Below are 21,126 nucleotides of genomic sequence, written 5' to 3'. Positions count from 1 at the left end.
CATGTCTAAAACGTTTAAGATCTTGTCGCCAACCGCCATTCTGGGATACGGGTTCCCAGAAGAAAGCTTTATGTTGGCGATGGAGGAATCTCCCGATTTGATCGCCGTTGACGCGGGTTCTTCCGATCCGGGTCCACATTATCTCGGCGCAGGCAAAGCCTTCACCGACCGCGCAGGGGTCAAGCGTGATTTGCGCTATATGATCACCGCCGGTGTTCAGCACAATATTCCGGTGGTGATTGGCACCGCAGGGGGTTCTGGTGCCGCGCCTCACCTTGAGTGGTGTCGCCAAATCATTCTTGAGATTGCCAAAGAAGAAGCGCTCGAGTTTACCATGGCAGTGATCCCTGCCGACGTGGATAAGGCGGTCGTTCACGCAGCACTCGACGCCGGAAAAATTACCGCGCTGGATTTTGTTCCTGAACTGACCCACGAAGCCATCGATGCAACCACCTATATCGTGGCGCAAATGGGTATCGAGCCGTTCCAAGAAGCGCTGGCGGCGGGTGCGCAGGTGGTGCTAGGTGGTCGAGCCTACGATCCTGCCTGCTTTGCAGCCCTGCCTATCATGCAAGGATTCGACGAAGGTTTGGCGTTGCACTGCGGCAAAATACTGGAGTGTGCGGCCATCGCGGCCACGCCGGGATCAGGGTCTGATTGCGCCATGGGCATTTTGGACGAAAGCGGGTTTACCCTGAAAGCGTTCAACAAAAAACGTCAGTTTACCGAGACCTCTGCGGCGGCGCATACGCTGTATGAGAAATCAGATCCTTATTTCTTGCCGGGTCCTGGCGGAGTGTTGAACCTGAAAGCCTGTCAGTTTAAAGATGCTGGCAATGGCCAAGTCCGTGTGACCGGTTCGGTACATGAAGAAACACCTTATACCGTGAAGCTGGAAGGCGCTCGCCCTGTGGGCTATCGCACGCTCAGTATTGCCGGAACCCGTGATCCAATCATGATTGCCAACATTGACGATATCTTGGTGGAAGTGCGTCAAAGCGTAGAGAAGAACTTGAGCATCGCTCCAGACGCGGTGAAGCTGAATTTCAATCTTTACGGCAAAAATGGCGTTATGGGCAAGATGGAGCCCGAGCCGAATACCACCTCTTATGAGCTGGGGATTTTACTCGACGTCGTGGCGCCTACTCAGGCGATGGCCGACAGTATTTGCTCTCTCGCCCGCTCCACCCTGCTGCATTATGGCTATTCAGGCCGAATTGCAACCGCGGGTAATTTAGCGTTCCCATTCTCTCCGTCAGATATTAAAGGCGGCGTGGTGTATGAATTCTCCATTTATCATTTAATGGAATATACGCCTGAGATTAAATTTAAGTTCCGTTTAGAAAACGTGACGCCTGAAGGAGCGATCGCATGAAACAATCAATCCTAGAGTTGGCTCATGTGGTCAGATCTAAAAATGCGGGTCCTTATGAATTAGTGTTGGATATTTTATTTAAGGATAAAAAAACATATTCCCACATCAAAGAATCAGGACAATTTAAAAAAGAGCTGATTGCTCAGATTTATAAAATAGATCCGAAATCAGTTCATCGCATTGTGTGGTTCGACCCGGCGAATGCCGTTAAGGTGGTAATGCCTCGCAGCATTGTGTCTGGTTCCGTAGGCGATACCGACGTCTATGGCGCTCAGCAGCACGCACCGCTGTTAAAACTTGAATTCGCGGTTTAGCTTTTTAAATATCAAACTGAAACACACGGTGCGAAGCGCTCCGTCGTTCGCTGTGCTTTGCACCGTTTTACCCTGAAAGTACTGTTTTTCTTTACGGCATTTTTTAGCAGCATAACTTTACAACACAACTTTGCACCATGACTTGGCAATAAAGAGGAAATATTTAATACACAAATATGCCGTGGGTAAAAATTTCATTCAATGAAGCACAACATCAGCTCCGTTATTAAATAACGTTAGAGAAATGATACTACCCTACTTATAAATGGAATCATTATGAAATCGAAAAACCTAACCACAATGATCATATTGGGTCTGATAATAGGTGTTATTGCTGGTTTTTTAATAAACGAGTTCTGTAGCCAAGAATTCGCCAAATCCTACGCCTCCGAGATCTCTATTTTTACCGATATTTTCCTGCGTTTAATCAAAATGATTATTGCACCGTTAATCATTTCAACGCTGGTGGTCGGGATCGCGAAAATGGGCGATGCCAAAACCTTAGGGCGTGTTTTTTCTAAGACGCTATTTTTGTTTATCTGCGCGGCGTTCATCTCCATTTTACTGGGTCTGGTCGTGGTGAATCTGCTGAGACCTGGTGATGGTATCAACTTTGTCGCCGCGGGCGCAGGTGTCGTTGATGGCATTGAGCCGGTACCGTTCTCGGCGAAAGTGTTCATTGCTCACGCGATCCCAACCAGCATCGTTGACGCGATGGCGCGTAATGAAATCCTTCAGATCGTGGTGTTCTCTATCTTTATGGGGATCAGCCTTTCCGCCATCGGCGATAAAGCCCAGCCGATCGTCTCCGTGCTTGATTCGTTAGCGCATCTGATGCTGAAACTCACGGGCTACGTCATGCTTTTCGCGCCTCTAACCGTATTCGCCGCCATCTCTGCGATGATCTCAGAGCGCGGTCTTGGGGTATTAGTAAGCGCCGGGATCTTCATGGGCGAGTTTTACTTCACGCTGGCCGGCCTGTGGGTGATTCTGATTGGCTGTTCAGTATTGCTGATTGGCCGCTGTACCCTGCGACTGATCAAAGGTATTTCTGAGCCAGCCCTACTGGCATTCACCACCTCAAGTTCTGAAGCGGCCTTCCCTGGTACGTTAGAAGCGTTGGAAAAATTTGGCGTCAGCAACAAAATTGCCAGCTTCGTGTTGCCGATTGGGTATTCATTTAACCTAGTAGGTTCAATGGCCTACTGCTCGTTTGCCGTTATCTTTATTGCCCAAGCCTGCAATATCCATCTTGGCATGGGCGAGCAAATTACGATGCTGCTGATTTTAATGCTGACATCAAAAGGTATGGCGGGTGTTCCAAGAGCCTCGCTGGTGGTTATCGCAGCCACGTTGAGCCAGTTTAATATCCCTGAAGCGGGCTTGATTCTGCTGATGGGCGTCGATCCTTTCCTCGATATGGGACGTTCAGCCACTAACGTGATGAGTAATGCCGTCGGTGCCGCTTTAGTCGGTCGTTGGGAAGGTGAACATTACGGCGAAGGCTGCCACGGAACCGCTAGGAGCCTCGACAGTATGGTGGATGATAGCCAGCCTTCAGAGCAATTCATCATTGAAGCTGAAGCCAAATAACATTTCATTTGTCATTACCTCAAGGGAGACATGCCGCGGTGTATGTTTCCCTTTTCCTGCCTTACCGTCCCGCAGCAGTTCAGCCTGTTAGGAAACTGATATGAAAACGCTTATGAAAACCAAATCACTTATGCAAACCAAAATACTTATGAAAAATAAGGTTATTTCAGCCTTTTTTATCACCGTGTGTTTGATGGGAACTGGCTACGCAAAAACGGCGCCGAATGCCGAACCTTCGACCACCAACTATTCAGCCATAGTGCAGAATGCCTACACGCAATTTAAAAATGACAAACGTGGTGACGTAGCCGACTACATTCCCGCCTTGGCGAAATATAGTCCTGATAATTACGCCATCGTTGTCGCCACCGTGGATGGGCAGATTTTTTCCGCAGGCAATAAAGACGCACTTTTTCCACTCGAATCGCTTACCAAAGTATTTACTCTGGCGCTGGCAATGGAACAGCAAGGGCAAAAGCAGACGCTGAATAAGCTGGGGGCGAATGCGACCGGCCTTCCCTTTAATTCAGGTTTAGCCGTTGAACTGCGTCCAGAACGCCCACAAAATCCGCTGGTGAATGCGGGGGCTATAAGCTCGGTGAGTTTGCTTAACGCCAAGAACGCTGAGGCCAAATGGGAGCAGATTATGGGTAATTTGAATGCCTTTGCCGATAATCAGCTGCACGTTAATCAAGAAGTGTATCAGTCTGAATCAGAAACCAATCAGCATAATCAGGCACTCGCTTTGCTGATGCAGTCGTACGGTAGGCTGTATAGCAATCCACGTGAAGCCGTTGATCTTTATACCCGCCAATGCTCCGTGGATGCCTCTACCCTCGACTTGGCTAAAATGGGCGCGACGCTTGCCAATCATGGGCAGTCACCTTATAGCGGTAAGCGTCTTATCGCCGAGGAGAATGTGCCAAAGATTCTGGCTGAAATGGCGATTGCGGGCCTGTACGACGGCTCGGGCCAGTGGCTGTATAACGTGGGGATCCCAGCAAAAAGCGGCGTTGGCGGCGGAATTTTTGCCGTCGTTCCGGGCAAATATGCGGTTGCGGTCTATTCACCGCCGCTGGATAAAGAAGGAAATAGCGTGCGCGCGCAGGAAGCCATTGAGTACATCGCCCATGCAACCCAGGCGAATGTGTTTCGCTAGGGGGCTTTCCCTCATGAGATAACGCATTTGGGTTAGCAAAATACCAAAGCAAAAAGGCCACGCTTAAAAGCGTGGCCTTCGAATTTTGGCGGAGGAGTAGTCCGCCAAATAATGCTCGAAAATATAAGCAATAGTTAATTTTTTCATTAATAAACAATATGTTATAAAAAACCATTCGGGGATGTCTTGATACCTCCGAAGAAATCCGACACTTTATGCTGTACCGTATGCCCGGAGATAGAATGAAGGCCGGAAAAGAACACCGTATACCACTGTCTGATACTGCTGTTACCCTATTAAAGGATTTACAATGCTTTAAAGACAATAACAGTGTCTTCCCTGCTCCTCGTGGTGGGAAACTATCAGATATGTCATTGCTAGCTGTCTTGAAACGAATGGGTCATTCAGGTTTAACCCAACACGGCTTCAGTTCCACTTTTCGTGACTGGGCTGGTGAAACAACAGATTATTAACGCGAAGTGATTGAACATGCTCAGGCCCATCAACTTGCAGATAAGGCTGAAGTTGCATATCAATGTGGGGCGTTATGGCCTAAGCGTGTGGCGTTGATGGATGACTGGACAAGGTATTAGTATTAACTCAAGGCCCTCATATGAGCATATGTTAATTCACTGCACCAAAAACAGAACATTTCTAGCCATAGAGTAACTATTTTAAACTCCAATCTCGTTTTTTTTGAAAAGAATTAGACCTCTGTAATTGAAGTGTTTTAAAAAACATGCACCCATGTCAACATCCTGTAAAAAACACATGTTTTATTTATATGTAGAGTATAAAATACAAAAACTATAGTTCTACAGAGAACACGTAATGGCTAGATATTTTTCAATTGGTGAAATGTCAAAGCTTCATATGATAAGCGTACAGGCATTAAGATATTATGATAAAATTGAATTATTCAAACCAGCATATGTTGATAAGGAAAGTAATTATCGATATTACACAATAGAACAATTTTCCGTTCTCGACACTATAAAATACTTGAAGTACTTAGATATACCACTTAAAGAAATTAGAAAGCACTTGACCGATAGTGATGATAAAATATTAGAACTTCTCAAGCGAAAAGTAGAATTTGTTGAGAACAAAATAAGACATCTCGAACTCATTAAAAAGGTTTTAACGACTAAGAAAGAAACCATCCAAAATAGTATATATGCTGAAAATGTAGGGGAAATAACTAGAAAACACATTCCTAATAGGAGTGTTTTATCCATAGGATATGAGCCAGGATTAAACTACGAAGATGCAATGGAATTTTCGAGAAGAAAAATTGCTAATATTTTAGAGGAAAATATATCTATATTTTATGGAGGTGTTAGTGGAATACTTTCAATAAAAAACATTACAACCAATAAAAAAGTAACCTACGAAAATAGTTTTGTTGTTGTAGAACGTGATCTTTTCAACGAAAAAGCGAAAAAGAAAATCATTGAAATTCCTGACGGCGATTTTATCTGCATAACTTATCGAGGGCCATATAAAGATAATTATAACAGTTTAAAAAAAATAATTAATTACGTTGAATACAAAAGAATTCCTGTAGAGGATAATGTATATGAGATTCCTATAATAGATCCGCTATCAACAGGTATAAATAAGGGCCTATTAACTGAGATACAAATAAGGGTTCAAAAACGCGAAATTGATCTCAGATGTCTTGTGTAAAGGTACAGGTCTTAGGGATTGCCGGTATTACTAATTCATTTCAATGATGAGTAACATTACTCACACCAACACAACAAAAAAAGGCCACCAGCAACAGTTCGTTAACAGTCGTAGTGCAACGAATGAAATTAAATAAGTGTGATGCAGCTCTATTATGCTTCTATTGACTCTATAGCAACTATAGACTTTATAGTTTACCGCATATCAATGCTATTTATCCTACTGAATATAACAAGTTATATAACCTACACATGACTTATATATAAAAAGTCAGTGTTACTAGGAGATTAGAAATGAATGATGCTGGTCATGATCTTGATACAAAAATAATTCATTGGGGGCAGCAACCTGATCCAACAACTGGCGCACTTGCCACTCCAATTTTTCAAACAGCTACCTTTGCAGCTACATCTGTTGAACATTTTGAAGAGCTATGTCAAAGCTGGGGATATGTATATACACGCGAATGTAATCCAACACTTACAGTATTAGAATCCAAACTAGCCATGCTCGAAGCAGGAGAAAGCGCAATTGTTAGCACTTCTGGCATGGGTGCTATTGCCTCAACTCTACTTGCACTGGTGAAGGCTGGCGATCACATCATCAGTTCCAACGGGGTCTTCTCTCACACAAACATTCTAATGACCCAATTATTACAAAAATTTGGAGTAGATATAACTTTTGTTGATGCAACAAACGCAGCAAACGTTGAAATAGCACTAAAGCCTAATACAAAACTGGTTTATATAGAAAGTCCTTTAAACCCAACGTTAGATTTAGTAGACATAAAAAAAATCTGTGATTATGCACATGCAAACAAAAGTCTAGTCGTCGTAGATAATACATTTGCGACTCCTATTCTACAAAAACCTATCTTATTAGGCGCTGATTTAGTCATCCATAGCCTAACAAAATTTATTAACGGGCATGGTGATACTTTAGGTGGAGCAGTCATTGGTTCGAAAGAACTTATTGAGGTGATTAGATGGCCAAGCCTATGCTGTTTCACTGGAGCATCCTTGCCTCCAATGAGCGCATGGATGATCTTAAGAGGAATGAAGACATTAGATATGCGTGTAAAAAAACACTGCGAAAATGCGGAGGCCTTGGCAGAGTATCTTAGCAATGAGGAGTTCGTTGAAGTTGTTTAATACCCATCACTTATATCACATCCTCAATATGAACTTTGCCAACAACAAATGAATGGTCATGGCGGCGGAGTGGTCTCTTTCAAGCTAAAGGACGGAATAAATGGATATACAAGAGATCAAGCCAGCAGAAAACTTATCAATGCTTTTGAGCTTATCACCATCGCTACCAGTTTAGGCGAAGAGCACACGCTAGTTCAAATGAATGGAGAAAATTTAATTAGAATATCTGTTGGGCTTGAGTCATCAAGAGATATTATTGGTGATATTCATCAAGCGTTAAGTTTTTTTTAACGGGCTTGGATATGCTATAAGAAAATTTTATATCTTATAGCCCCAATAAGTACGCCAATGATTTTTCATATTTAACATATAGAGTTTTAAAAATGAAAATTAAGAATAACTCAAAAAAGCTTATTATTATATTCTTGTTAGCGTTTGGCACAACAGCAATGTATAGCCTTCCATACATGAAGTCATCATTTTATGAACCTATGCAACTAGCTCTTTCACTGTCGCATACTCAAATAGGTAATGCACTCAGTTTGTATGGTTTCATAGGTATGTTTTCATATTTTTTAGGCGGCTGGTTTGCAGATAGATTCTCGGGTCGAAATCTAATTACGTTCTCTTTAGTCTCCTCTGGTGGTCTAGGTTTTTATTACTCAACTTATCCGTCATATAGTATAATATTGTTAATATCAGGTTTATGGGGAATCACAACGATTCTCACTTTTTTTGCAGCATCAATAAAAATTGTCCGAATGCAAGGAACTGAATCAGAGCAGGGCCGCATATTTGGATTTTATGAAGGACTGTCAGGTGTTGCTGGTACATTGATATCTTTTATTGGTTTGTATTTTTTTGGTAAATTCGCTGAAATATCATATGGATTTAAATGTGTAATATGGCTTTACTCATCCGCATCTGTTCTATGTGGCATTTTTCTATTCTTTCTGATTGAAAAAGAAAACTCCACGCAAGATGCCAATGAAAAAAACCGCTTAAGGTCAATATTTAACGTTGTATCAATGCCTAAAGCGTGGCTCATTGGTGCAATCATATTTTCCACTTATATGATCTTCTCCAGCCTAACCTATTTAAGCCCCTATTTATCTGACGTTTATGCTATGCCACTGGCGTTAGTTTCTATAGTTTCAATTATACGAACCTATGTCATCAAGATGGGTGCATCACCCGCTGCTGGTATTGTTACCGACAAAGTTGGTTCTTCCATTAAAGTGTTATTTTTTGGCTTCATTCTCATGTTATTTAGCTGCGCCGCATTTATGCTCATACCTAAACATGAAAGCTTTATGTGGATTGCAGTTGTTAATATGCTTATTCTTAGCATACTTCTATTTGCATTTAGAGGTATCTACTTCGCATCTGTATCCGAGTCTAAGATTCCATTAGAAAAAACTGGTGCTGTTGTTGGCTTCGCTTCCTTCATTGGTTTTTCTCCCGATGCATTCTACTACACTTTGGCAGGAAATTGGCTCGATAAGCATGGTTCTGATGGCTACACTTATATTTTCTTGTTATCAATTGCCTGTACAATACTAGGAATAATTTCTACGTATTTGCTTTATCGAATGAATCAAACACAGAAAAATGATGTTCCAATGAAACTGCAGCAAGCATAAAACGCCAACGCCAGAAAACAGCTTGCCCGTCGTTGGGCTATACAGCAGCGTGGCATAGCGATTGAACCTATACTGCTCAGCAAGGAACAGTTGATTACAATCCTGTAAAGAAGATCTGCAGCAAGGGTGTATCACCCGACTTTACTGTTTAAACGCTATACGGAGCTAATTACCCGTATTGATGGCTACCTTACACGGTAGCCATCAGGTTCACTTGGATAGGTTTTTGATGAAAAACTCAGATTTTAGATACAAAAAAAGCCCGTTATCACGGGCTTTTTTTGTATCACTTCATGCAGGATAAACCAAAAACTCATTGTAAGTTATTGACTTCCCTAAAATCTGGCGGAGGAGTAGAGATTCGAACTCTAGGAGCTGTTACACTCGACGGTTTTCAAGACCGCTGCCTTAAACCACTCAGCCACTCCTCCGCAACGGGACGAACTATAACGGCACAGGAATTTCTTGTAAAGCACGAGAATGTTCGAATGCCGATAAAATCGCCAATTATTAGTTTGTTTGTTTTATTTTTCAGCGCACTGGTGAAAACATCAACGTTATCGCGCTTTTCTTTTGGATAGTTTCCCACTGTAATCAAAGTAAAGAAGGGTAAAACGCCTTTCGTGCGCGCGTGCTCCTCTCTATTATTTTGCTCTAGATCAATAATTTTCCGATCGATTCATTACACAAGAGAAAAATTCTATGGACCGTATTGTTGTTTCCAGCTCATCTTCGCGCGACTCTCTGCTGAGCACGCATAAAGTGTTGCGCAATACTTATTTTCTGCTGGCACTGACGCTAGCGTTCTCCGCATTAACCGCCACGGCTAGCACGGTGCTGATGTTGCCTGCTCCGGGTCTGCTGTTGATGCTGGTTGGTTTCTATGGCCTGATGTTCCTAACCTATCGTTTGGCCGATCGCCCTGCCGGTATTTTGGCGGTGTTCGCGCTGACCGGGTTTATGGGCTATACCCTTGGCCCAATTTTAAGTTCCTTTATCGCCAGCGGCGCAGGCGATCTGATTATGCTGGCGCTGGGCGGTACGGCGGCGGTGTTCTTCTGCTGCTCGGCCTACGTGCTGACCACGCGCAAAAATATGTCATTCCTTTCCGGGATGATGATGGCAGGCTTTGTTATTTTGCTGGTTGCCGTGGTTGCTAACCTGTTCTTACAGATCCCAGCGTTGTCGCTGGCGATTAGCGCGCTGTTTATTCTGTTCTCTACGGGTGCCATCCTGTGGGAAACTAGCAATATTATTCATGGCGGCGAAACCAACTACATCCGTGCCACCGTTGGCCTGTATGTTTCCCTGTATAACCTGTTCATCAGCCTGTTGAGCATTTTGGGTTTCGCACGCAGTAACTAATTCAGCCCAGCTGAATATGTAGCACGGTTTTACCCAACAAGATGTTTTACCCAACAAAATGTGCCCCGCCAAAAGCGGGGCTTTCTTGTTTCTGAGCTGCGCCCTTCTCCTTCCCTTATTGCTCATTTTGCCGCGCTGCCGCTCCATGAGTTACAATAGCCGCTGATTTGTCGATGAGAGATACAATCCCGATGTTAGAATTTGCTGGCCGCCAGATTGAGACGGATGCGCAGGGTTACTTGCTGAACAGTAGCGATTGGAGCGAAGAGCTGGTGCCTTTGCTGGCGATGGAAGAAGGTATTGAGCTGAGCGAAGCCCACTGGGAAGTGGTGCGTTTTGTGCGTGAGTTCTATATGGAGTTCAATACGTCGCCCGCCATTCGCATGCTGGTAAAAGCCATGACACAAAAATATGGCGAGGAGAAAGGAAATAGTCGCTATTTGTATCGTCTATTTCCTAAGGGCCCCGCCAAACAAGCCACCAAGCTTGCGGGTTTGCCAAAGCCGGTGAAATGCATTTAATCAGTATTTGATTTTAAACTGGCTGAAATTCTGTAGCGAACGCGGTTCTGTGAGTACCTGATCGACTCGGGCACCGCGTGGACCGCCCTGCTTTATCCACTCAATCAATTGCTTGACCGCGTCGGCGTCTCCTTCCGCCACCACCTCCACTCGCCCATCATCCATGTTGTAGGCATAGCCGGTAAGATTGAACGCCCGCGCCTGACGCTGCGTGTTATAGCGAAAACCGACGCCCTGAACGCTACCTGCAACATAAGCCGCCATACTGACTTTTGACATATTGCCTCCCTAAGCTCCGAGTGATTTGGGTATTTGCTTTTCTTGTCCCATAACCGGACAATGTCGCACCTTATTTGTCTGATTCATCATAGATCATAGAAAACTAACATGACCGCACGTTTATTTCTTGCCAAAGGACGCGAAAAGTCCTTACTCCACCGCCATCCATGGGTATTCTCCGGTGCAGTGACCCGCGTTGAGGGTAATGCTGCTTCAGGTGAAACCATCGACGTTTGCGATTTTCAGGGAAAATGGCTGGCCCGTGCCGCCTTTTCGCCTCAGTCTCAAATCCGTGCGCGTGTCTGGACATTTGATCAGCAGGAAGCCGTGGATCGTGACTTTTTCATCAATCGTCTGCAAACCGCTCAGCAGTGGCGTACATGGCTGGCCGAGCGTGATGATTTAACAGGCTATCGCCTGATCGCCGGTGAATCTGACGGCATGCCGGGAATTACCATCGACCGATTCCAAAATTTCATCGTCCTGCAGTTGCTTTCAGCAGGCGCTGAATACCAGCGTGCTAATCTGTTAGCCGCGCTGCAGCATTGCCACCCAGAGTGCTCAATTTACGATCGTTCAGACGTTGCGGTACGTAAAAAAGAGGGGTTACCTTTGGCGCAAGGTTTAGTGCTGGGCGACGAACCACCCGCCTTATTGCCTATCCGCGAGCACGGCATGCAGATTTTGGTTGATATTAAAGAAGGCCATAAAACTGGCTTTTATCTCGATCAGCGCGACAGCCGACTCGCCGCGCGTCGTTTTTCCGCCAACGCCAAAGTGCTGAACTGCTTCTCTTACACTGGCGCATTCGCGGTGTCCGCGCTGATGGGCGGCTGTGAGCACGTTATTAGCGTAGACACCTCACAGGCGGCGTTAGATGTGGCTCGCCAAAACGTGGAACTCAACCAGCTAGATTTGAGTAAAGCTGAATTCGTCCGTGCCGACGTTTTCCAACTGCTACGCAAATACCGCGATGAAGGTCGTAAATTTGACCTTATCATCATGGACCCGCCAAAGTTTGTAGAAAACAAAAGTCAGCTGGCGGGTGCGTGCCGTGGTTATAAAGATATCAATATGTTGGCAATGAACTTGCTGAACAGCGGTGGCATTTTGCTGAGTTTCTCTTGCTCAGGATTGATGCCAATCGAATTGTTCCAGAAAATTTTAGCCGACGCCGCCATAGATGCTGGACGTGATGTACAATTTATAGAGCAGTATCGTCAGGCGGCCGACCATCCGGTTATCGCATCTTACCCTGAAGGTCTGTATCTGAAAGGCTTTGCTTGCCGTGTAGTCGGTTAATCAAAAAGCGATCGCCGCTGCCATGAACGGTTTCATGCAGCGGCATATACCATGGATAAGGTTGAAACGTTCGTCTCCGCCCACATATTTATAGGTAAACCCTGTTCGTGCGACCCGCAACGACAGGGGAAAGAGCAACGGTTTCTCAGGAGGTCATTATGATTACCAGCAAATTTGGCATCGGACAGCAGGTACGCCACAAACTGTTAGGCTCATTGGGTGTGGTGGTAGATATTGACCCTGAATATTCACTCGAAGTCGCACCTGACGCCGACGAGTTAGCCGCAAACGAACATTTGCGTCATATGCCGTGGTATCACGTGGTGATGGAGAATGATGATGGTGAGGCGGTGCATACCTATTTAGCGGAGGCGCAGCTTGATGGCGAAAACAGCGACGCCCATCCCGAACAGCCTTCTATGGATGATTTAGCCGAATCAATCCGTCATCAGCTACAAGCACCGCGGCTGAGAAACTAACGTTCTGAATCTTTCTTTAAAAAGCCCAGTATTCTGGGCTTTTTTGTCTGTGTTTTACGCCTTTTCTAACCCGAAGCGCGGAATATCAATTTTAGGGCAGCGATCCATCACAACCTGTAATCCGGCCTCTGTCGCCAACTGTTCAGCCTGTTCGTTGATAACACCAAGCTGGAGCCACAACACTTTAGCGTTAATCGCAATCGCCTCCTCCGCTACGCCATAAGCCGCTTCCGAATTCCTAAATACGTCTACCATATCAATGGGATGTGGTATTTCAGCCAAGGTTGCATACACTTTCTGGCCTAGCAGGTTTTGCCCTGCCAATTTGGGACTGACGGGCGTAACCTGATAGCCTTGCTCTAGCAGATATGCCATTACCCCATAGCTTGCCCGATGCGGTTTATCGCTCGCACCGACTAACGCTATGTGCTTTACCTGTTGCAGAATAGATTTGATCTGTTGTTCGGTCATGCTGGCTCCATAAGTGGCAAATACAAAGAGTAAGCGAAACGGGTCATTCTTATCACTTTGCTTGCCTAATTGAGTCGTGGTTGTGGCTCTATTTGATATTCATCGGCTAACATGTAAATAAGTATTAACAACAAAATACTTTGACACACCATGAAGGCTACTGAACAATGTCCTTCGCACAGTCTATAGTTGAGGGTTTCATGAGATATCGCGTTTTACAGACAGGTGCGTTGCTATTTTTGCTCAGCCAGTCCGTTTTTGCTACTACCTTAAAGTTTAGCTCAGAAGTTGAACTCCTGGCCGTTGATGGCCAGCAGCTGCCTAGTGCCCTATTTAAAAGCGCCGATAGTTTGGAACTCAACGGCGGTGTTCATCAAATATTGTTCCGCGTGGAGAAAATGGTTCCCCCTGCGGGACAGCACCAGCGGATGTTCACCTCGGTACCTTTAGTGGTGGTCTTTGACGTACGCGACTACACCTCAATCAGCATTAAAATTCCCAAGCTGCTTAATGAACATGACGTTCGCGCGTTTGAGAAAAACCTCAGCTTCGATTTATTGAATAACCGTGGTATTCCGGTGGAGTATAAATCCGATGTTTTGCATATCAGCCAGCCGCTGTTAGCCAACTATGAACAAGCTATGCAGCGCTATAACCTCTCCGATGCCTCAGCCGCTCTGCCTGCGCTGATCAAAAAAACACAAAAGTGATGAATTAATCGTCAAGCAGCCTTTTTTTTTGCGTCTTGTCTGATTATGGTGAGCAACCTTATTGTATTGTGTGTGAATTCATATGATTGGCTAAAGGTCTAGACATGGAACTCACCACCCGCACTATTGCTAAGAAAAAACATATCGCGCTTGTTGCTCACGATCACTGTAAACAGGCGCTACTGAGCTGGGTGCAAGCAAACCGCGATCAGCTGGCACAGCATCAACTTTCTGCTACCGGTACCACGGGTAATCTTATCCAGCGCGCAACCGGCATTCCTGTAAACAGCATGCTCAGTGGCCCAATGGGCGGCGATCAGCAGGTGGGTTCTCTGATTTCGGAAGGGAAAATCGATATGCTGATTTTCTTCTGGGATCCTCTTAATGCGGTTCCGCACGATCCCGATGTCAAAGCGTTGCTGCGCTTGGCTACGGTTTGGAATATTCCCGTCGCTAATAACCGTTCAACAGCCGATTTTCTGATTAGCTCCCCGATGTTTAAAGACGAAGTCGAGATCGCGATCCCCGACTACCAGCGCTATTTAGCCGAGCGTTTGAAGTAAATCTGGGAAATAGATACAAAAATGGGGACTTAAGTCCCCATTTTTTATGGCTTGCGCTGTACCGCTGCGCCCAGCCGCTTGAGCTGTTCAACAAATACCGACGGCTTATCGACATCCTGCATCAGCCACACTTGATGGCGTGCTCGCGTTAACGCAACATAAAGCAATCTACGCTCTTCAGCGTCAGGGAAATCTTCACTCTGTGGCAACAGAACCTGTTCAATGACTGACTCGCCCGTTGTCGCTGGGAAGCCATCTTTACCCTCTTGTAAGCCTAAAATAATCACATAGTCAGCCTGCTGTCCTTTGCTGGCGTGAATAGTCGTAAATTCCATATTGAGTTTAGGCCAGCGTGTAGCGGCTTTATCTAATACATCCGGTTTGAGATACCGGTAGCGCGCTAGGATCAGGATCCGCTCTTCAGGTTTTACGTAGCCGCTGAGCTTGTTTAGCAGATCCTCTAACCGTTCTTGCGGCAGAATCGTCACCGCTTTCTTCGGCCCTTCAGACAAGCTATTTAGTGCTTTGCGTAGCTGATGAGGGTTTTGCTGGATAAAACCATTGGCTATCTCACCGATCCGGCGGTTAAAGCGATATGTGGTATCGAGTTCACGCCGGTCGCTGTCACCAAAATGCTGAGTAAACGCAGTGGTGAGCGAAAGTTCAGCACCGCTGAAACGATAGATCGCCTGCCAGTCATCTCCAACGGCAAACAGGTTTGTGCGTGAGTTTTGCTTACGCAGCGCTTCAAGCAACCTTGCGCGCTGCGGTGAGATATCCTGAAATTCATCGACCAAAATATGTTTCCACGGGCTAATAAATCGCCCTTTATCCAGCACCGCAATCGCCTGCTGTATCAAACCAGGGAAATCCACTGCGCCTTCATCTTTCAGTGCCGCTTTCCACGCTTTGAGTAACGGAGCCATCAAGCGAATGCGCTTTTGGAATAAATCGCGGATTTCTTCTGGCGCACCTTCAATCATCTGCGCCTGCGAACCACCATGCTCACGCATCAACCCTACCCAACGCTCCAATTTGGGGGCTAAACGCATCGCCAGCTTTTTGTCTTGCCAGTAGTTTTCCTCTTCGACCTGCCAATCCAGATCTTCGGTTAACCATTGGCGCCAGCCCTTGGCCTGCGCTTTTTTGGCCGCACACTCTTGCTGCCAGGTTTTCACCAACAGCTTTTGCCTAGCCTGCGCGTCGCCCTCAAGCTTACTGATGTTGATGGTTTTCTTGCCGGTATGATTGATAATTTGCAGCGCTAAAGCATGAAAGGTTTTGGCCTGAATATCTGCCGTATGCAAGCGCTCTTTGATACGATCGTTCATCTCTTCTGCGGCTTTACGCCCAAAGGCGAGCAGCAGGATCTGCTCTGGAGTGGCCTCCTTGCGCAGCAATAACCAACCTGCACGCGCCACCAGCACGGATGTTTTTCCACTTCCGGCGCCAGCCAGCACCAGAACGCCATTTTCACCGTTCACCACGGCCTGTGCCTGAGACGGATTTAACGGCTGGCTTTCTACCTGCTCGAAGAAATCGGCGTGCTCTGACAGCATGCGCTTGGTCCATTGTTGATTACGTTCATCAACCATTTTTAAGCCATACTTCAGCCACTTCAGGCAATAGCGGTAGCGTTCACGGCAGCTGTCAAACTCTTCAAGGCGCTGCTGCGGCAAAGGGATGGCTTCGAAACAACCCTTAATCATGGTGCCAATATCGGTGAGTTCACTGCGTTTGAGCCAGCGATCTTGTTGATTGAGCTGTTCTAGCTCGGCGACCTGCGCAGAAAGTACGTCGGCGCTGATCTGCGCCATTTCATCGCTCCACGTCTGCCAGCTTTGCTGGAGGTGGTGATAAAAGCGCTGGGTTTCTTGCCAATCGGTGCCGTGCAGACGCACCACTTTGGCTTCAGGCAGTTCAAACTCTAATTCGCCCCACACAATGCCTCGTTTGCAATGAATGGCGACCAATTGGTTAAACGGAATAAGGTACTCATGGCGATCGCCGCTCACCTCAACGCCCGCATTCAGCAATCTGACGCGGTTATAAGGATGCTGAGCCAGATGTTGGCCCATTTTGGTTGCTCTCAGTTCCATTGTTTCGCCACTGTATTTTCGTTCTTCAGTATCACTATAGTTTACCTGTGATCCTGCAACATACCTAGAACCTGCGTTATAGGGCTTATCTTTATGAATTTTCCCTCTTTTACGCTGTGGGTATAGCAGATGAATATCAGAGAAACTCAAAACAGGGTAAACTGCGCGGTAAAATGCATATTGTTAATGTTGTTATTTAGGTAAAGATCTATGAGAACTGTACTTAATATTCTTAATTTTGTTCTGGGTGGTTTCTTCACGACTTTGGGGTGGTTATTAGCGACGGCAGTCAGCGTTATTTTAATTTTCACTCTGCCACTAACGCGCTCATGCTGGGAAATAACCAAACTTTCTCTGCTGCCGTTTGGCAATGAAGCCGTTCATGTGGATGACTTATATCCAGAACGTAAAAATACGCTGCTTTCTACCGGTGGAACCTTGCTGAATATTGTCTGGTTTATTCTCTTCGGCTGGTGGCTGTGCTTGTCACATATTGCCGCGGGTATTGTGCAGTGCGTTACTATCATTGGAATTCCGGTTGGCATTGCCAACTTTAAAATTGCTGCTATTGCATTATGGCCAGTGGGGCGTCGTGTCGTACCCGTTGAAGTTGCGCAGCAGATGCGTATTGCCAATGCAAGTCGTCGTTTTAAATAAAGGGTCACAACGTGCTCTCTTTTGCACCAGGTTTAAGGCGCTATGCATACAGTAGCGCCCTGCTTTATAACTTTCGTATTTTTATTGCACTTGCAGGAGCCGCTGGCCTGCCGTGGTTCATCGGCGAACCGCGGTTAACCATTCCGCTCACGCTTGGCGTTGTGGCGGCTGCCTTAGCCGATCTTGATGACCGCCTAGTTGGACGACTGCGTAATTTAGCCATTACCCTGACCTGCTTTTTTATTGCATCTGCCTCGATTGAAATTCTTTTCCCTTATCCGTGGCTATTTGCCATTGGGTTGATGGCGTCAACCATCGGATTTATTCTGCTCGGTGCGTTAGGGCAACGCTATGCAACTATCGCATTCGGCGCACTGCTGATCGCGATTTACACCATGCTGGGTACCTCGATGTACCACATTTGGTATCAGCAGCCGTTGCTCTTGGTTGTTGGCGCGGTGTGGTACAACGTCCTGACATTGTTGGGCCATCTAATTTTTCCGATCCGGCCACTGCAAGAAGCCTTGGCTCGTAGCTATGGGCAACTGGCCGTTTATCTCGATGCAAAATCTAATTTGTTCGACCCCGATCAGGAAGGGAACTTCAATCAGCCGCTGATTGACGTCGCAATGGCTAACGGTAATTTGGTCACTACGCTCAACCAGACTAAAGCGTCTCTGCTCACGCGTTTAAAAGGTGACCGAGGTCAGCGCGGCACGCGCCGTACTCTGCATTACTATTTTGTCGCGCAAGATATTCATGAGCGCGCCAGCTCTTCGCATTTTCAATATCAGCAACTGAGTGAGATGTTCCGCTATAGCGATGTTTTGTTTCGCTTCCAGCGGCTTTTGATGCTACAGGCTCAGGCCTGTTCCCAGTTATCACAATCCATTCTGCTTCAGCAGAAATACCAACATGATTTACGCTTCGAACGGGCCTTTACCCATTTAGAGGCAACGCTGCAACGTATCGCCACGCAGCACGGCCATCAGCATATTTTGGTGAAATCGCTGTTTAACCTGTTGCTAAATCTCAAAGCAATAGATGCACAGCTTGCCAATATTGAATCTGAACAGTCTCTAGCTGCCGTGCGAGAAGAGGAAAATACGCTGTCTGACGATCGCATCAGCGGTTGGAATGATATGAAGCTGCGGATCGGTCGGCATCTAACGCCGCAATCGGCCCTCTTTCGCCACGCGGTACGTATGTCGATAGTCTTAGGCGTGGGCTACGGGTTTATTCAATTTACCGGTTTAAATCATGGTTATTGGATCCTGCTGACTAGCTTGTTCGTTTGTCAGCCTAACTACAACGCCACCAAGCGAAGATTAGCGCTGCGTATCATTGGCACGTTGGCTGGCGTGCTATTGGGATTACCAATCCTCTATTTTGTGCCATCACTTGACGGCCAAATGCTGCTAATCGTGATAAGCGGCGTGCTGTTCTTTGCGTTTCGTAATGTGCAATACGCACATGCCACCATGTTTATCACGCTGTTGGTATTGCTATGCTTTAACCTGTTAGGCGAAGGCTTTGAAGTCGCGGGACCGAGAGTTTTCGACACGCTGGTGGGATGTGCTATCGCATGGGCGGCGGTTACCTTTATTTGGCCAGACTGGAAATTCCGCGCATTGCCTGCGGTGGTGCAAAAGACCCTTAACGCAGATTGCCGCTATCTCGACGCTATTCTGGTGCAATACCATCAGGGGAAATCCAACGCGTTGGATTATCGAATCGCGCGACGTGACGCTCATAACTGCGATGCGGAACTGGCGTCAGTGATTTCAAATATGTCCGCAGAGCCGAAAAATGATGCTCAAACGCAAGAGTCCGCTTTCCGCCTGCTGTGCCTAAACCATACGCTGCTTAGCTATATTTCAGCATTAGGCGCACATCGGGAAAAGTTGGATAACGGCGAAGTACTCAGCATGCTTGACGATGCCGCGTGTTATATGGACGATGCGCTCAACTACGATGATAGCATTGCTAAACGTACCGAAGAGGCCATTCAGGGGCTTAAGCAACGTCTGGAAGAATATGCATCTCCCTCTGATAACGCGGAACAGCTGGTTGTACAGCAGATAAGCCTGATGATGGGCGTGTTACCGGAACTAATGCAGCTCAAGCGTGAACTTATTCCGGCCTAATATCTCTATCCTAATTAACTATCTGACGGGAGCCTAGCTATGGCTCCCTGTTGTTGGGCAAACCCCAGTATTATTTCTGCCAGCGATAGGTATTTTGCTTTAGCCATTCATCCAGCGTGGCTCGCACCTGATATGAGAGCGCCGCTTCATGGCATTTTCTCACCGCCCCCGCCAAATCAAAGAGAAGCCGGTTGTGCAGATTGGCATTCATTTTTTTAGTCGAATAAATACTTCTGTCTCACCGATGCTAATCAACTGTTCAGGGCTCGTAATGCCTATTTTTCCCAAGAGGCGCTCCATCGTATTGTTAATGTTTGGCAGCGATCGCAACCCTGTGCTTTCTGCCGCCCGCAGCGATTTTTTAAGCATCACCGATTGCTGTAACGAGGCATTCGCAAGATGCTGCAAGAAAGCCGGGTCATCCCACATGCTATGTTCAACGCGGTAATAGCTTAAACGTACAGGGATCCCTCGTTTGGTATAGATGAACGCCTTCATGCCATAAGTCAGAAATCGAGATTTCAATTCGTTATGCGCCCGTAGATATAGCTCCCCTTCAGAGACCACACCAAACATGGTTTTGTCTAGCCATACACCAAATCCTCCAAACTGCGAGCGCAAAGTCACCGCACCGAGCGAAGAAAAAACTTCATATGCAACGTCGGCCCTTTCAGTCAATAGTCCTTTCATATGTAACTCCCTTAATATGCATTCACAACACTAATAATTACTTTATTTAGCAATAACAGTGAATTAAGAACATAGCGAATTACCGAAAAGCATCCAAACTGAAAGTTAGTTTTCGCTCGTTTTCATCGCAGATTTGCGAAGAGCATTGTAAAAAAGAGGTTGATCTCTGCCGATCACCCATGTACTGTATATTCATACAGTACACACAGCGAGAACATATCATGCGCACACAGTCACTGCATCACTACACCGAACGCTCATCATTTTTAAGCCCGTCAGCGCATCATGAAACTGAAGAGCAAGGGAATGCCTATGCAGGCGTCATCAGTGAATTGGTCTATAGCGAACATCAGCCTATGTTATCTCTCCTTCTGCTGCCGTTACTGCGTCAGCTCGGTAAGCAATCTCGCTGGTTACTCTGGTTAAATCCGCAACATCGGCTGAGCAAACAATGGCTTGCTGACTCCGGCTTACCAGCAAGCAAGGTTATGCAGCTCAATCAGATTGAGCCAATAGAGTCTATCTATGCGATGGAATGCGCACTACGTAGCGGTAACTATAGTGTTGTATTAGGTTGGCTGCCGCCGTTGACCCAAAATGAACGCACAAGATTAAGAAAGGCTGCGCAAGATGGAGAGTGTTTTGGACTGGTTATGCAGCCCGATCTGAATTCGGAACCAGAGCAAGGACAACGAAATCTGCTAAAAATTCAGTCCAAATTGTTTCATTAAGTAAATTTAAGAGAAATCTTATCAGCGCTATTTTTTCACTGCTAATTATTTAATTTTATAGCAGAAACCCGCATTACGCCTGCATTACTGCTCTTTTTTGCGAAAAAAACGACGTTTATTTTTTGAACAAAACGTTAAATGAAGTGTACACGTTAACGGTTTTTTTGTTGAGCTATATCACATCGTAC

20 protein-coding genes, 1 tRNA gene and 2 pseudogenes are annotated in these 21,126 nt (G+C 46.0%); 17 read left to right on the top strand and 6 right to left on the bottom strand.

The features are described from left to right. The first annotated feature begins 1 nt into the window (after window position 1). From BN1044_RS01760 to BN1044_RS01725, 8 genes and pseudogenes are all read left to right on the top strand, one after another. Window positions 2-1,375 (top strand): acyclic terpene utilization AtuA family protein, encoded by a 1,374-nt coding sequence (locus BN1044_RS01760; protein ID WP_072307302.1) that lies wholly within the window; start codon window positions 2-4, stop codon window positions 1,373-1,375. Continuing rightward, window positions 1,372-1,689, top strand: coding sequence for a DUF4387 domain-containing protein (locus BN1044_RS01755; RefSeq protein WP_072307301.1), 318 nt, complete (start codon window positions 1,372-1,374; stop codon window positions 1,687-1,689). Before BN1044_RS01760 ends, BN1044_RS01755 begins: the two co-directional genes overlap by 4 nt. Window positions 1,690-1,965: 276 nt before the next feature. Then, a complete protein-coding gene (locus tag BN1044_RS01750) occupies window positions 1,966-3,282 on the top strand; it encodes a dicarboxylate/amino acid:cation symporter (RefSeq protein ID WP_072307300.1) in 1,317 nt (438 codons plus the stop codon). 148 nt (window positions 3,283-3,430) lie between these two features. After that, window positions 3,431-4,441 carry a glutaminase A gene (glsA, locus tag BN1044_RS01745; RefSeq protein ID WP_072307606.1) on the top strand — a complete coding sequence of 337 codons (1,011 nt, stop codon included), beginning with the start codon at window positions 3,431-3,433 and terminating at the stop codon, window positions 4,439-4,441. 230 nt (window positions 4,442-4,671) lie between these two features. Continuing rightward, window positions 4,672-5,034 (top strand): annotated as a pseudogene (locus tag BN1044_RS01740) (tyrosine-type recombinase/integrase); the annotation flags it as partial. A 238-nt stretch (window positions 5,035-5,272) separates the two neighbouring features. Further along, window positions 5,273-6,130 carry a MerR family transcriptional regulator gene (locus BN1044_RS01735; RefSeq protein WP_072307299.1) on the top strand — a complete coding sequence of 286 codons (858 nt, stop codon included), beginning with the start codon at window positions 5,273-5,275 and terminating at the stop codon, window positions 6,128-6,130. A 293-nt stretch (window positions 6,131-6,423) separates the two neighbouring features. Then, window positions 6,424-7,572: pseudogene (locus BN1044_RS01730) on the top strand (trans-sulfuration enzyme family protein). 92 nt (window positions 7,573-7,664) lie between these two features. Further along, complete coding sequence (locus BN1044_RS01725; RefSeq protein WP_081329515.1) at window positions 7,665-8,924, top strand: MFS transporter; 1,260 nt, start codon at window positions 7,665-7,667, stop codon at window positions 8,922-8,924. Between the two features lie 343 nt (window positions 8,925-9,267). On the opposite strand, the gene BN1044_RS01720 is transcribed toward BN1044_RS01725, so the two are convergent. Next, window positions 9,268-9,355: transfer RNA gene (locus BN1044_RS01720), tRNA-Ser, on the bottom strand. A gap of 271 nt (window positions 9,356-9,626) precedes the next feature. On the opposite strand from BN1044_RS01720, the gene yccA reads away from it, so the two are divergent. After that, a complete protein-coding gene (gene yccA, locus BN1044_RS01715; protein ID WP_072307298.1) occupies window positions 9,627-10,289 on the top strand; it encodes an FtsH protease modulator YccA in 663 nt (220 codons plus the stop codon). Between the two features lie 191 nt (window positions 10,290-10,480). Next, window positions 10,481-10,810, top strand: coding sequence for a sulfurtransferase TusE (gene tusE / locus BN1044_RS01710; protein WP_046457935.1), 330 nt, complete (start codon window positions 10,481-10,483; stop codon window positions 10,808-10,810). On the opposite strand, the gene yccX is transcribed toward tusE, so the two are convergent. After that, entirely contained in the window at window positions 10,811-11,089 is a 279-nt protein-coding gene (yccX, locus tag BN1044_RS01705; RefSeq protein ID WP_072307297.1) for an acylphosphatase, read from the bottom strand. 108 nt (window positions 11,090-11,197) lie between these two features. Between yccX and rlmI the strand changes: the two genes are divergently transcribed. Beyond that, complete coding sequence (rlmI, locus tag BN1044_RS01700) at window positions 11,198-12,391, top strand: 23S rRNA (cytosine(1962)-C(5))-methyltransferase RlmI (RefSeq protein ID WP_072307296.1); 1,194 nt, start codon at window positions 11,198-11,200, stop codon at window positions 12,389-12,391. A 158-nt stretch (window positions 12,392-12,549) separates the two neighbouring features. Further along, entirely contained in the window at window positions 12,550-12,870 is a 321-nt protein-coding gene (gene hspQ / locus BN1044_RS01695) for a heat shock protein HspQ (protein ID WP_025801019.1), read from the top strand. A gap of 54 nt (window positions 12,871-12,924) precedes the next feature. On the opposite strand, the gene BN1044_RS01690 is transcribed toward hspQ, so the two are convergent. After that, window positions 12,925-13,341: a CoA-binding protein gene (locus tag BN1044_RS01690; RefSeq protein WP_072307295.1), complete on the bottom strand. Its 417-nt coding sequence runs from the start codon at window positions 13,339-13,341 to the stop codon at window positions 12,925-12,927. 200 nt (window positions 13,342-13,541) lie between these two features. Here BN1044_RS01690 and BN1044_RS01685 point away from each other — a divergent pair, with 200 nt between their 5' ends. After that, window positions 13,542-14,051: a YccT family protein gene (locus tag BN1044_RS01685; protein ID WP_072307294.1), complete on the top strand. Its 510-nt coding sequence runs from the start codon at window positions 13,542-13,544 to the stop codon at window positions 14,049-14,051. A 104-nt stretch (window positions 14,052-14,155) separates the two neighbouring features. Next, window positions 14,156-14,614 (top strand): methylglyoxal synthase, encoded by a 459-nt coding sequence (locus BN1044_RS01680; protein ID WP_043492573.1) that lies wholly within the window; start codon window positions 14,156-14,158, stop codon window positions 14,612-14,614. 44 nt (window positions 14,615-14,658) lie between these two features. Here BN1044_RS01680 and helD read toward each other — a convergent pair whose 3' ends face one another. Beyond that, on the bottom strand, window positions 14,659-16,713 hold the full coding sequence (gene helD, locus BN1044_RS01675; protein ID WP_072307293.1) for a DNA helicase IV: 2,055 nt from the start codon (window positions 16,711-16,713) through the stop codon (window positions 14,659-14,661). Window positions 16,714-16,923: 210 nt separating this feature from the next. Between helD and BN1044_RS01670 the strand changes: the two genes are divergently transcribed. Further along, a complete protein-coding gene (locus BN1044_RS01670; protein ID WP_072307292.1) occupies window positions 16,924-17,370 on the top strand; it encodes a YccF domain-containing protein in 447 nt (148 codons plus the stop codon). 11 nt (window positions 17,371-17,381) lie between these two features. Further along, entirely contained in the window at window positions 17,382-19,517 is a 2,136-nt protein-coding gene (gene yccS / locus BN1044_RS01665; RefSeq protein ID WP_072307291.1) for a YccS family putative transporter, read from the top strand. A 70-nt stretch (window positions 19,518-19,587) separates the two neighbouring features. On the opposite strand, the gene BN1044_RS23785 is transcribed toward yccS, so the two are convergent. Together BN1044_RS23785 and BN1044_RS01660 are read right to left on the bottom strand one after the other, a co-directional pair. Continuing rightward, window positions 19,588-19,728, bottom strand: coding sequence for a hypothetical protein (locus BN1044_RS23785; protein ID WP_254663908.1), 141 nt, complete (start codon window positions 19,726-19,728; stop codon window positions 19,588-19,590). Next, a complete protein-coding gene (locus tag BN1044_RS01660) occupies window positions 19,725-20,207 on the bottom strand; it encodes a TfoX/Sxy family protein (RefSeq protein ID WP_254663907.1) in 483 nt (160 codons plus the stop codon). Before BN1044_RS01660 ends, BN1044_RS23785 begins: the two co-directional genes overlap by 4 nt. Window positions 20,208-20,428: 221 nt before the next feature. Between BN1044_RS01660 and sulA the strand changes: the two genes are divergently transcribed. Further along, entirely contained in the window at window positions 20,429-20,938 is a 510-nt protein-coding gene (gene sulA, locus BN1044_RS01655; protein WP_072307290.1) for an SOS-induced cell division inhibitor SulA, read from the top strand. Window positions 20,939-21,126: the final 188 nt, after the last annotated feature.

This window comes from Hafnia alvei (genome assembly GCF_900095695.1).
Classification (GTDB): Bacteria; Pseudomonadota; Gammaproteobacteria; order Enterobacterales; family Enterobacteriaceae; genus Hafnia; species Hafnia alvei_B.
This window is presented reverse-complemented; position numbering and strand designations above follow the sequence as displayed.

Bases quoted from the DNA above. Each gene is read 5' to 3' on its own strand.
- yccX (WP_072307297.1), bottom strand. From the start codon at position 11,089: ATGTCAAAAGTCAGTATGGCGGCTTATGTTGCAGGTAGCGTTCAGGGC.
- BN1044_RS23785 (WP_254663908.1), bottom strand. From the start codon at position 19,728: ATGAATGCCAATCTGCACAACCGGCTTCTCTTTGATTTGGCGGGGGCG.
- BN1044_RS01670 (WP_072307292.1), top strand. From the start codon at position 16,924: ATGAGAACTGTACTTAATATTCTTAATTTTGTTCTGGGTGGTTTCTTC.
- BN1044_RS01680 (WP_043492573.1), top strand. From the start codon at position 14,156: ATGGAACTCACCACCCGCACTATTGCTAAGAAAAAACATATCGCGCTT.
- tusE (WP_046457935.1), top strand. From the start codon at position 10,481: ATGTTAGAATTTGCTGGCCGCCAGATTGAGACGGATGCGCAGGGTTAC.
- sulA (WP_072307290.1), top strand. From the start codon at position 20,429: ATGCGCACACAGTCACTGCATCACTACACCGAACGCTCATCATTTTTA.
- hspQ (WP_025801019.1), top strand. From the start codon at position 12,550: ATGATTACCAGCAAATTTGGCATCGGACAGCAGGTACGCCACAAACTG.
- BN1044_RS01685 (WP_072307294.1), top strand. From the start codon at position 13,542: ATGAGATATCGCGTTTTACAGACAGGTGCGTTGCTATTTTTGCTCAGC.
- BN1044_RS01760 (WP_072307302.1), top strand. From the start codon at position 2: ATGTCTAAAACGTTTAAGATCTTGTCGCCAACCGCCATTCTGGGATAC.
- rlmI (WP_072307296.1), top strand. From the start codon at position 11,198: ATGACCGCACGTTTATTTCTTGCCAAAGGACGCGAAAAGTCCTTACTC.
- BN1044_RS01755 (WP_072307301.1), top strand. From the start codon at position 1,372: ATGAAACAATCAATCCTAGAGTTGGCTCATGTGGTCAGATCTAAAAAT.
- helD (WP_072307293.1), bottom strand. From the start codon at position 16,713: ATGGAACTGAGAGCAACCAAAATGGGCCAACATCTGGCTCAGCATCCT.
- BN1044_RS01725 (WP_081329515.1), top strand. From the start codon at position 7,665: ATGAAAATTAAGAATAACTCAAAAAAGCTTATTATTATATTCTTGTTA.
- yccA (WP_072307298.1), top strand. From the start codon at position 9,627: ATGGACCGTATTGTTGTTTCCAGCTCATCTTCGCGCGACTCTCTGCTG.
- BN1044_RS01750 (WP_072307300.1), top strand. From the start codon at position 1,966: ATGAAATCGAAAAACCTAACCACAATGATCATATTGGGTCTGATAATA.
- glsA (WP_072307606.1), top strand. From the start codon at position 3,431: ATGAAAAATAAGGTTATTTCAGCCTTTTTTATCACCGTGTGTTTGATG.
- BN1044_RS01660 (WP_254663907.1), bottom strand. From the start codon at position 20,207: ATGAAAGGACTATTGACTGAAAGGGCCGACGTTGCATATGAAGTTTTT.
- BN1044_RS01735 (WP_072307299.1), top strand. From the start codon at position 5,273: ATGGCTAGATATTTTTCAATTGGTGAAATGTCAAAGCTTCATATGATA.
- BN1044_RS01690 (WP_072307295.1), bottom strand. From the start codon at position 13,341: ATGACCGAACAACAGATCAAATCTATTCTGCAACAGGTAAAGCACATA.